At 33.3% G+C, this 12242-nt stretch carries 11 protein-coding genes; all 11 read left to right on the forward strand.

Going from position 1 to position 12242, the window contains the following annotated elements; all coding sequences use genetic code 11:
* Positions 1 to 316 precede the first annotated feature (316 nt).
* Positions 317 to 568, forward strand: coding sequence for a hypothetical protein (locus tag RTP52_RS19950; RefSeq protein WP_312373127.1), 252 nt, complete (start codon positions 317 to 319; stop codon positions 566 to 568).
* A gap of 483 nt (positions 569 to 1051) precedes the next feature.
* Entirely contained in the window at positions 1052 to 1792 is a 741-nt protein-coding gene (locus RTP52_RS19955) for an HAD family hydrolase (protein WP_312373130.1), read from the forward strand.
* Positions 1793 to 1804: 12 nt separating this feature from the next.
* Positions 1805 to 3607, forward strand: a complete 1803-nt coding sequence (locus tag RTP52_RS19960; protein WP_312373132.1) for a glycerophosphodiester phosphodiesterase — start codon at positions 1805 to 1807, stop codon at positions 3605 to 3607.
* A gap of 210 nt (positions 3608 to 3817) precedes the next feature.
* Complete coding sequence (locus RTP52_RS19965; protein ID WP_312107131.1) at positions 3818 to 4525, forward strand: histidine phosphatase family protein; 708 nt, start codon at positions 3818 to 3820, stop codon at positions 4523 to 4525.
* Positions 4526 to 4826: 301 nt separating this feature from the next.
* The gene (locus RTP52_RS19970; RefSeq protein WP_312106709.1) at positions 4827 to 4997 is read left to right on the forward strand and encodes a hypothetical protein; all 171 of its coding nucleotides are present in this window, start codon (positions 4827 to 4829) and stop codon (positions 4995 to 4997) included.
* Positions 4998 to 5287: 290 nt separating this feature from the next.
* On the forward strand, positions 5288 to 5782 hold the full coding sequence (locus RTP52_RS19975) for an RNA polymerase sigma factor (protein ID WP_312373133.1): 495 nt from the start codon (positions 5288 to 5290) through the stop codon (positions 5780 to 5782).
* The gene (locus RTP52_RS19980) at positions 5782 to 8124 is read left to right on the forward strand and encodes an RCC1-like domain-containing protein (RefSeq protein ID WP_312373135.1); all 2343 of its coding nucleotides are present in this window, start codon (positions 5782 to 5784) and stop codon (positions 8122 to 8124) included. Before RTP52_RS19975 ends, RTP52_RS19980 begins: the two co-directional genes overlap by 1 nt.
* 681 nt (positions 8125 to 8805) lie before the next feature.
* Positions 8806 to 9537 carry an aminoglycoside phosphotransferase family protein gene (locus RTP52_RS19985; RefSeq protein ID WP_312373136.1) on the forward strand — a complete coding sequence of 244 codons (732 nt, stop codon included), beginning with the start codon at positions 8806 to 8808 and terminating at the stop codon, positions 9535 to 9537.
* A 94-nt stretch (positions 9538 to 9631) separates the two neighbouring features.
* On the forward strand, positions 9632 to 10303 hold the full coding sequence (locus RTP52_RS19990; protein ID WP_312106702.1) for a response regulator transcription factor: 672 nt from the start codon (positions 9632 to 9634) through the stop codon (positions 10301 to 10303).
* A gap of 19 nt (positions 10304 to 10322) precedes the next feature.
* The gene (locus RTP52_RS19995) at positions 10323 to 11363 is read left to right on the forward strand and encodes a sensor histidine kinase (RefSeq protein WP_312373138.1); all 1041 of its coding nucleotides are present in this window, start codon (positions 10323 to 10325) and stop codon (positions 11361 to 11363) included.
* Between the two features lie 212 nt (positions 11364 to 11575).
* The coding region (locus RTP52_RS20000; protein ID WP_312373139.1) for an ABC transporter ATP-binding protein at positions 11576 to 12242 on the forward strand (667 nt) is incomplete at its 3' end.

The following is a 12242-nucleotide window of genomic DNA, read 5'->3' on the forward strand; positions in this document are numbered from 1 at the left end:
CCTCCATAAGTAGATTTTGGTTATTTACCATGTCAACTTATGGAGGATCATATCACTATTTTAGCAAGGCTTACAATGTTATTTTACTTTTCTTGAAAACATATCTTCCATGCTGCCAGCAGCCTTTTCATCCATCTTTTCGAGTGCATGAGCATAGATATTTATTATTGTGCTCGATTGAGCATGTCCTAGTCCAGCATAAAAGAATTGCCAATGTTTACTTGATAAAAACCTTTGGCGACTAAATATTGATAGTTGGTAGAAAATGGTGTATTATATAAAGAAAGCTTCTGTTTATAACAAGGAGGGGACATGCATGAAAAAGAAAAAGTGGTTGATTATTGCTTTATCAACCTTAGTTATTATCCCGGTTAGCTTTGCCATAACTGACAAAATTCGTTATAATAATGGAGAAAGAGCGATATTTGTTAGTGATCTTGGGTCTGGTGGGGAAGTTGATATATATAAAGGTTTTGGTTACAAGATTTTATATTTTTATCCACAAACTTCAACCGAGGATGAATTAGAGAGGATATATTCTGAATGGAGATGGTTCTGGGAAGATTAAAATTGAATAGTATAATTTAAACTACCAACTATCAACATCAGCGGGTAGTTTTTTTAGATATCGATACGCTTATCAGAGTGCTCATGACAGCATTTCAGTCATTTTAATGAATAAATGATGAAGCCTATTTTGGATTGGTTAAGCCACTATCTCTTCTTGTTCTTTTTTTAATGAAGTAGATTCTATGATTGTATCTATTAATTGTATCCATTTAGATAGATTATTAGCACCTGGATTATTGACAGCCTTTTGAAAAATGTTATTATGGTTGTATGTAAAGATTATGGAAAGATTACATTGATTGATAACCTTTTTACAAAAGATACATCTTATTATTAATTCATTAAATGGACATCCTAAATTGAATTAGCATTGAAAAATTAGGCTTGATGAGGAAGCTATATTGGAAGAAAACAATAGAAAGAAAACTCGGATAACCTAAAAGAATATATTGATATAAAAAGGATAAAAGGGGGAAACCAAATGAAATTAAAAGCGATACTATGGGATTATGATGGTACATTAGTCGACAGTACCAAGAAAAATATACGCGTTACCAAAGAAATTTTAAAGCACTTTATACCAGAAATTAAGCAACATATGCCAATAGCACTAACCTCAATTGACGAATATCAAAAGGCAAACTATAGGTATAAGAACTGGAAGGAATTATATGAACATGCATATGGTTTGACTATGGAACAGATTGAAGAAGCGGGGAAGCTTTGGAGTCCTTATCAGTTACAGGATGATTCCAATGCAGAGTTGTTTGAAGGATTGCTTGATATAATTCCGAGATTGCCAGTGAAGTCCCAAGGAATATGCTCACAAAATAGTGCACAAAACATAGAAAAAACATTAGCTTCCTATGGATTAGCATCATTCTTTCCAGTAATTATCGGCGTGGATGAAGTTGGTTTTGGTGAACAAAAGCCAAACCCTTCGGGATACTTAAAATGTTTATCGAAGCTAGGGGTAGATTATGAAGATTCCATACTAGTTTATATTGGTGATCATGCAGAAGATGTTGTTTTCGCTAAGAATGCAGAAAAGTGCTTGTTAGAATATTTAAGAGAAAAGAATAAGATTAGTACGGTAAAAATAATTACTATTGGAGTAAATTACAGCGGTTCGGATGCTACTACATGGGCAGTGAAACCAGACTATGTTGTAACTTCGCCCAAGGAAATAGAACGTATTATAACCGAAATAAATAAGAATTAGAAGGAAACGCCTGTGAATAAATATAACTTAGCATTTCGCTTGTTAAAAAAGAACTACAAAACTATTTTACTATTTGAACTATTTTATAAATTAGTAGGATCCACAGTATTTACTCCATTGCTATTTGGTATGTTAAATCTTGCTTTAAAGCTTTCAGGAGAACAATATCTAACTAATGATAATTTTTTTGATTTTCTAAGTAGACCAACAACGGTAGTTATCGCCTTAATTATCTTATTGGCTGTAACCTTATTTACTTTATTTGAGATGACTGCCTTAGTTCAATGTTTTCATGCTTCGTTTCATAACAATAAGATGACAGTTGCACAAATGTTTCAGGCTGGTTATCGCTCTGCATTTCGCTTTTTTAAGAGAAGGAATGGATTAATTATTGTATTTGTTCTATTTATTATCCCTATTACGAATTTTGCTTTAGTGTCTGGTTATATTTCAAGTATCAACATACCAGAATTCATTATGGATTATATCTATAACAATCTGTTGTTATCGATACTATTTCTTTTATGTATGCTCCTATTTGCGATTATTACAATGCGCTGGATATTTAGTATTCACGTGTTTACACTGGAAGGCTGTAACTATAAAAAAGCAAGAAAAGAAAGCCTTCGAATGAATCGAGGACGTTATATCAAGCATGCCATAGGGCTGATTGTATGGAATATATCCATAGCTTTGATTGTGTTACTATTTACCACTCTTTCCATTGGTGCTGTTACTCTTGTAATTAAATCGTTAACAAATTCGGCGATTGCCTATTCTATGACACTTGCTGTTGTTGCTGGTGCGTTATTGTTACTATTAATCGTGTTAGCCAATTTTTCAGTGGCGATATCTTTTGCGTTTATCAGTGCGTTATACTATAAGCAAAAGAGATATGCAGGAGAGGAAATTCCAACCTATCGTCCATCTGAAATTACATTCCATAAATTGAAAAAGGTCTTAGTATTTAGTGCATTAGTAGCAGCAGTGATAAACATCTTCTACTTATCAGTTATAACCAATAAAAATTTTGATTGGAATATGCAATTATTTGAACATACACAAGTGACTGCACATCGTGGTAATTCCAGTATGGCACCAGAGAATACCATGCCAGCATTCAAAAGTGCAATAGAACAACGAGCGGATTATATAGAACTCGATGTTCAACAAACGAAAGATGGAGTGTTTGTAGTAGCGCATGACTCCAATTTGAAACGAATCTCTGGAAAAAATATTAATATATGGGAAGTTACTTATGATGAGATTAAAGATATCGATGTTGGAAGTTGGTTTCACAGTGACTTTTCTTATGTAAGATTATCTACATTAGAAGAGGTAATTAAGGAGACAAAGGGTAAGATAAAATTAAATATTGAACTTAAACCAAGCGGTCATGAAATTGATTTTGAAAAAAGTGTTGTTGACTTAATTAAAGAATATAAAGTGGAGGATGACTGTGTCGTAGCCTCAATGAACTATGAATGTTTAAAACGAGTGAAGGAATACGCACCTGATATAAAAACAGTATATATAACGACCGTTGCATATGGCTCTTTATTAACCTTGGAGTATGCGGATGTCTATAGCATTGAAGCTACTTTTGTAACAAGTAACTTGGTAAACGACATTCATCGTCAAGGAAAAGAAATCTACGCTTGGACTGTGAATGATGAGAGTAATGTTCAGAAAATGATTGATGTAGGTGTTGATAATATCGTTACGGATAATCCTGTTATGGTCCGTGAATTAGTATATTCTAAGAGTTTAAATGAAAATATAGTTGATTTTATATATCGTCTCATCAATAAATAGTATGTATGATAGAAAAAATTTTACACTATCAAATGTTCTATTTAATATAATGATCACTAACGAGATGTTACTACTAATTATGTATGTATTACACATAAGCTATAAAAATAAGAAACACGAAAAGATGAGTGAAAATTTCACCTCCAAGTTTGTGTCTGCTGTCTTTACAAGCTAGTGAGGTATGAAGTTAACGCAGAAATGAGGAAAAGCATGAAACTAGTTATAATAAGACACGGAGAACCAGATTATTCAATTGATTCACTTACAGAAAAAGGATGGAGAGAAGCAGATTTTCTTTCTGAAAGGATCAGTAAGCTTCCTGTTTCAGCAATCTATTGCTCCCCTCTTGGAAGGGCAAAAGACACAGCGAAAGCAACATTACAAAAATTAGGTACCGAAGCAGAGATATTACCTTGGCTTAGAGAGTTCGATGCTCCAATTAACGATGCTAATAATGAAAAAAAGATGGTACCGTGGGATTTTATGCCTGGATATTGGACAAAACAAGAAGAATTTTATGGCAGAGACCAATGGTTTGACAATGATTTAATGAAGACAGGCCCGGTAAAAGCAGAATATGAAAAAGTAGCTGCTGGCCTTGATGAACTTCTATTAAAGTATGGATATCAAAGAGAAGGTAGATTGTACCGAGCTATACCAGGAAGTGATGATACAATCGTGTTGTTTTGTCACCTTGGTATTACTTGTGTTATTCTTTCACATCTACTTGGAATCTCAGCACAATTAATGTGGCACGGATTCTTTATTGCACCTACTTCAGTTACTATAATTGAGACAGAAGAACGTATGAATAATGAAGCCTTCTTTCGCTGTAGGGAGGTAGGAGATACAGCTCATTTGTATGTGAAAGGAGAGCCAGTGTCAAACGCTGGATTCTTTCCAAGACAGCCAAAGTAATGTTCCAATGGCGTATTTATTAATATTATAATGGTTTATTTTAACCTCTTTGTGATTGTCTGGTAGACTGGCACAAGGAGGTTTTTTTCGATCTGTTAGAGTTTTCTGCATACTAACATCTATAGTATTTTTCAGTTTATATAAATAACAATTAGAGTCAGTGTTTAACATGGATGTAAGGATATAGCGAATAAGATTATATTGGTGTAAGAAGAGGAAAAAGTCTGTGGATTAGCATAACATTGATAAGGGAAACATTATCTGGTATTATGTTGATAATATAAAAATAGGAGGTAATTACATGATATTAAAGGAACGAAAAGAGATCTTAATTACAATTGGAATTTTTATATTTTTGCTTATTCTTGGTAAATACCTTATAACGGAAGTTATACCATTGGGTTATCTGGAATCGTCTATTTTATATCTAACGAGTGTTATAGGCGCTGCGTTATTTTATAATAAGAAATAATAATTTTAAACGAGTGCTATATTATAAATTTTGAAAATTCAAAATTGTTTTATAACACTCGTTTAATTTTATATATGTGTATATAACAATGTGAATCTATCTCTTATATTATTTAGAAAACTATAGTATTAAGAAAGAGCCAATGTTAGTAAATAGATAAAAAAAGCCTAATAAATAAATGATTAGAAAAAATGAACAAATATTGGTAACTGAGCTGTATTATTATTAAAGGCTTAAAAATAATTCTAAGAATAGATTATAAAACATCATATAGATTGGGGGTAGTGGCAGTGGAGGGGTCCTATGAAAAGTATTCCATAACGAAAAGTTTTCATCAGCATTCGGATATGGTTTACCGTATTGCACTTAATATGGTACGAAGTATTTCGGCTGCAGAAGATATCACGCAAGAAGTATTTTTAAAACTAATAGAGAAGCAACTTACATTTGAATCAAAGCAACATGAAAAAGCGTGGTTAATTCGTGTCACAATAAATTATTGTAAAAATTATTTAAAATCAGGTTGGTTTAGAAAAACCACAGAACTTACAGAGGATATTCCTTATGTCAGTGGAATTGAGTATACTTTGGAGCAAAAGGAACTTTATAATCAGCTGATGAAGCTAAAAGAACTGGAGCGAACCATAGTTTATCTATATTATTATGAAGAGTATACTCTGGCTGAGATAGCAAAAATATTGGAGATGAACAGTAATACAGTAGCTACGAAATTACGTAGAGCCAAGGAAAAACTTAAGTTCCAAATGAAAGGAGGGGTGTATTGATGAAAAAAGGGTCTAAATCGTATGGAGAACTTGAAGAAAATAATTTAAAAATGAATATCAAAACAGTCTACGACGGAATGAAGTATCAAACGAAATCAAAACAAGAGTTATTAGCACGAATTCAACAAACAGAGCTTAGAAAATATGGTATTGATTCAGAAGAAACGTATGACTATGTATATTTGAATATGAGAAATCGAAAGAAAAAAGTAGCAAATGGAGTATCCTTCTTAAAGCTGGGAGCGAGTATTGTGACAATCGCAGCAGTTATATTCTTAATTGGTATCTTAATCTATAATGTTCATATAAGATTTGAAAAGCAAAAAGAAGCAGCGGTAGATAGAAAAGAAATAAAGGAGCAAATTAATAAAGATATTATAGAACAAAACGATAATAGTCAATATGATTCTCGGGATTCAGAGAGTGAACATGCGAATAATAATCAGAAAAACGAAGAGTCTAATCAATTTAATGAGGGGAATAAGAAAGATAATTTATATGGGATAGAAATAGAAGTTCCTGTCAGAGTTCCTATAGAAGAACTTCATCTTTCAGGAGAGTTTAATCTGTCAGATTATTATCTCACTAATGTTGTGCAACCAGAGAATCAATATATGATCGATAAAGAAGGAATACTTTGGGGACTAGGTGATAATCGTGCAGGACAGCTTGGTCAGGGTGTTCAAGGATATTATGGTGAGGCATATGTTGATTATACTAAGGAACCAGTAAAAATAGCAGAGAATGTTGCTCATGTAGATGCTAGCAGAAATTACTTTGCTGTATTTCTAACGGAAGATGGCAGTCTCTATGGAATGGGGGCTAATTTTGATGGACTTATGGGAATAAAGCAGGTTGGTTCGTATTTTAGTCACTCAACCGATGTCTGTGCAATTCATCCTGTTTTATTAATGAAAGACGTTTCTTATGCTAGATGTGGTGAATATCATATCCTAGTTCTTAAAAAAGACGGAACTGTGTGGAAAATTGGAGATACCAAGGATGATAGTCAAAAACCGGATTCAATGGGGACAATCGATTGGTATGAAACTACCTCGATTTCGGAACCAAAGAAGATGTTAGAAGATGCGATCTATATTACTACTGACGGTTTTCAATGCGCTTCGATTCGTTCTGATGGAACTTTATGGACGTGGGGAGATAATAGAAAAGGAGTGTTAGGCACAGGAAATTATGAAGAAGGCACTGTAGAAATCCCTCAACAGATCGCTACTGATGTAAATATGGTATGGATTGGTGAAGTAGCATTTAATTCTACTGTTACCAAGATAACCTATGGAATGAGACAAAGCGAAGCAAGGCTTCCCATACCTCAGATGATTATTCAAAAGAAAGATGGTTCCTTCTGGGGGTGTGGGGTAGGATTTGGTGAGAACGACAAAGTAGTGAATGGAGAGAAAGTTAAAATATCAGCAGACTTAGTGCCGGTAGAGTTAACCAATAAAGATAGTCAAATCATGAACCATGAGCTAAGAGATTTTCCATTAGGAACTTCATATTTAGAGGTAATTCAATCTCTAAAGGAAAAGCAAATTTCTTATCAATCATATGAATTCAGTAATAAAATTGAGATTAGCCATAACTACTTTGGAAATCAATATGCTTGTAGTGTGCTTGAATTTTCAGATAGCGGAAAGCTAGAAACTATTGATATAGGTTTTGGCTTTTCATCGGATGGTAAGATTCGGGTACAGAGTTCTGTGGAAGAGGTTCAAAGAATCTATGGGGAAGAGGATATTAGTCTTTACAAAAACAATGGAAGTATTATAAAAGAGTATGTCTATGCAAATGGATATCTACAGATATCGAGTAGAGATGGTGCAGTTACTAATATTAAGATTAGTAAATATTCTATTTTACCTCAAGTAATTATGGAGAAGCTTTGCAGTAAAGAAGAACGAACCAATCAATCAGAACAGGATAAGATGATGGAAATTCCACCAACGATAAATGAATTTGAACTAAAGAATGGTAAGGTTATTCTTTATGAAACCGTAGATAGTAAATCATTAATAAGGCAATATCAGGTAGAAGCCATACCATGTAAACTTGGTCATGCGGTAGTGGTAACTAGAAGTACAATAATTGATAATGAATCAAAAGTGGATCAGTTAATGCTTTCTATTATGGATGATAAATTCGATAAAGTGCTAACCAAAGTAATTAAACTGAATGATATTGGAGGTAGCCAAATTTCTATAAAGGAACAAGAAGTTAGCGTAGAGTATTCAAAAAATCCTAAGAAAATAATAGAAAGTGCATCAGATAAGGAGATAGGGAAAGTTTATTTAACAGAGGATGGTTGGGTTGAAAGGAATTAAGTAATGCAATGGCTAGGTTGAGAGAAATTAAGCATATGTAAAATAAATGTTATGTTTCGATATTAATCAAAGATGGAGTAATAGATAGAGGAATATTCTGAAAGAAATTAAGTATTGTGAAGTAAATGGTGTTTTTTTGTGTTAAGCAGAATTGGATTTATGAATAGAGGAATTATCTATTTAAATCCAGTTCTGCTCTTTTATTTGAACTTGAATATTATTTTATTAAAAATATTAAGTTTAGACACTGATAAAGCTCTTTCTTGATATAGAAGTAAAGAAAATTATTTTTACGACGTACTCATACTAACAGTGATCTGTTAATTACTCATTAATTACTCATTAATTACTCATCAAATACTAATGAACTCATTCTTTACGAATGGGGGATAAAATGCTAGAATTAACCGTGTGCTATAAATAAAAATGTTATTCGAGCAACATATATGGGCCGATTAGAACCTAATTATTACCTTATTATAAAAAATTACCACTAAAATGTGTTACATATGAGAACCCAAAATAAGAAAAGTAAAAGTTCAATCATTAAGCGTATACTAAAATTAATAGAGAAAGTTCTAGTGATATTGATTCAAATATTTTATGATGAAATGAAGACGTATATTTATATAATAAATAAAAAGCGCTAAGTTTTTGGTATTATAGGGGGAGTCGGTAGTTATGGAACACAAAATGATCGGACAAGGTAATACTGCCAACGTTTATGAGTGGGAAGATGGAAAGGTATTAAAATTATTCCATCAAGGATGTTCTATCGATTCTGTTAAAAGAGAGTATGAGAATGCAAAGAGATTGAATTTGATGAACTTTCCAAAGCCAATGGTGTTTGATATTGTTACAGTCTCAGAGCAAAATGGTATTTTATATGATAAAGTGAATGGAAATTGCATGTTTGATTGGCTTATGGCTACTGGAGATATGAAAGGCTGTGCTGAGAAGATAGCACAGCTACAAGATAAAATTAATGAGAATAAAGCATATGAATTTATGTACTATAAAGAATTCTTGCGTAACAATCTACAGCGCTTTGTACTTACAGGAGGTATGGAAGCTAAAAGCCAAGGTGAAGAGATGCTTCACTTGCTTACAACTTTAAAAGATGGAGAGAATTTATGCCATGGAGATTATCATCCGGGCAATATTTTTATAGAAGAGGATAAGGTATCTGTTATTGACTTTATGAACTGTTGTAGGGGACCTAGAGAATATGATATTGCTAGGAGTCTATATTTAATTCAATACTCACCGATTCCGCAAAATATGCCTGGGGTAGAGGAAGTATTAAAGGTTAGAGAGCAATTAGCAGATTATTACCTGAATTATATGAAGGTGAGTAGAGAAGAGCTGAAAGATTATTTAACTGTTATTACCGTCTCAAGAGGTGGCGAGTAGTATTATAGGAAAATAAGTGTGAAAGTAAAAGCAATATTCATGATAAGCGTTCTCTTGCAAGCAAGACAAAAGTAACGAAGAAATGAGGAAAACTATGTATAAAATCTTAATGATAGAAGACGACATGACCATTGCAAAGGCAATTAAAGAACATCTGTGCAAATGGGGTTATGAAACAGAATATATCACCGATTTTCAGAATGTAACAGAGCAGGTAATAAAGTTCGAACCTCATCTAGTTTTATTAGATGTTTATCTGCCTTATTATAATGGCTTTCATTGGTGTAGTGAGATAAGACGGGTATCGAAAGTGCCCGTAGTGTTTTTGTCATCCGCTGCAGATAATATGAACATCGTGATGGCGATGAATATGGGGGGAGATGACTTCATAGCAAAGCCAGTAGACCTTAATGTACTGACTGCAAAAGTTCAGGCAATTCTTCGAAGAACCTATTCTTTTCAAGGGCAATTAAATGCGATTGAACATAATGGAGCAATTTTAAATCTCAGTGATATGTCTATGATTTGTGGACATGAAAAGGTAGAGTTAACAAAAAATGAGTTCCGTATTATGCAAATCTTAATGGAGAATATCGGACGTGCTATTACAAGAGAAGCGATTATGGAACGATTATGGGAAAATGATAGCTTTGTTGATGATAATACTTTAACTGTTAATGTGAATAGACTTCGAAAAAAGCTAGATGATGCAGGATTAGAAAATTATATTACTACCAAAAAGGGCGTTGGGTACATGGTAATGTAGGTATAAGCAGGAGAAGAAGATGGAGAAATCAAGAAAGAATAGGAAACAGAGTATCAAACAAGTATTTAAGCTCTTAGTTTCTTATATAAAAAGACATATCTCAATCATTGTATCCGCAGGGATTACGATAGTACTATTTCTTATTGTATTTAGTTTGTATGATCTTCCAGCCGAAGCGGTTTTGTATGCCACTGTATTATCCATAGTGGCAGTTAGTTTATTTGGTATGATCCGTTTTTATTTCTACTATAAGAGACAGCAAAAACTTCAATGGTTAAAGCATACAATTACCCTATCAGAGGAAGAATTTCCACAGCCACAAGATAGGATAGAGGAAGATTATCAAGAAATTATCCGTATCCTAAGTGAAAGGTATACAAAGATGTATTCTGATGTGGATGAAAAATTATCAGACATGATGGACTATTATACTATGTGGGTACATCAGATTAAGACACCAATTGCAGCAATGCGTTTGCTGTTGCAGAGTGAAGAAATGTCCATGTCGGAGGAATTACAGGATCAATTATTTAAAATAGAACAATATGTAGGAATGGTACTTCAATACTTGCGTGTTGAGAGTATGTCAGGAGATTTGTTATTATCACGGTATGACCTTGATGATATTGTGAAGCAGGCTATAAAAAAGCATACAAAGTCATTTATCAGAAAGAAGATTACATTATATTATGAAGAAATTCATAAAAAAGTTTTAACAGACGAAAAATGGCTGGTTTTTGTGATAGAACAGTTAATTTCCAATGCATTAAAATACACGAATTCAGGCAGCATCTCCATCTATTTAGATACTGAACTTGAAGATACCTTAGTAATAGAAGATACCGGTATCGGTATTTGTCCTGAGGATTTACCAAGAGTATGTGAGAAAGGTTACACCGGATATAATGGCAGAGCAGATAAAAAATCTACTGGAATCGGCTTATATCTTTGCAAACGTATCTTAAATAAGTTATCGCACACTATGACGATAACCTCCGAAGTTTCGAAAGGGACAAAGGTGTATATAGGCTTGGCTATAAAAGAATTAATCGTGGAATAAATCGTGAAATAATAAAAAATAGATTATTTATGGTAAGGAGAAGCTCGCAAAGCGCTTTGCCACAAGAAAAGTTCAACAAGCGTACTTTTCTTTAATATATTACAATAATGTAAGTTTGAAAAAGAGAATGTAAGCCAAAGCGATGGCTACACATTCTCTTTCTCTGTTATACTAACACCATATTCGTGATAGAAAATTTTTAGGAGGATAACATGTCATTATTAGAAGTTAAAAATTTAAAAAAAATATATACCACACGATTTGGTGGAAATCAGGTTCAAGCTTTATCGAATGTCTCATTTTCGGTTGAGCAAGGAGAATACGTTGCCATTATGGGTGAGTCCGGATCTGGAAAAACCACCTTACTAAACATCTTAGCTTCTCTTGATAAGCCAAGCAGCGGAGAAGTATTATTAGATGGAAAGGGCCTTAACACGATAAAAGAGTCTGAGATTTCAGCTTTCCGTCGTAATAATTTAGGTTTTGTATTTCAAGATTTTAATTTACTTGATACATTTTCCCTACAGGATAATATATTTTTACCTTTAGTTTTATCCGGAAAGCAGTATGACGAGATGCAAGGTAGACTTCAAAAAATTGCTGCAAGATTAGGTATCTCGGATTTGTTAAACAAATATCCTTATGAGGTATCTGGAGGACAGAAACAAAGGGCTGCAGTTGCCAGAGCATTAATAACAAATCCACGTTTAATTCTTGCGGACGAGCCAACAGGCGCGCTTGATTCCAGAGCTACCGATAGTTTACTTAAGGTATTTACAGAACTCAATGACGAAGGCCAGACTATTTTAATGGTAACCCATAGTACTAAGGCTGCAAGCCATGCCAAAAGAGTACTTTTTATCAAGGATGGTGAGGTAT

It is taken from the genome of Lachnoclostridium sp., assembly GCF_031997925.1.
In the GTDB taxonomy this organism is placed as follows: Bacteria; Bacillota; Clostridia; order Lachnospirales; family Lachnospiraceae; genus Lachnoclostridium.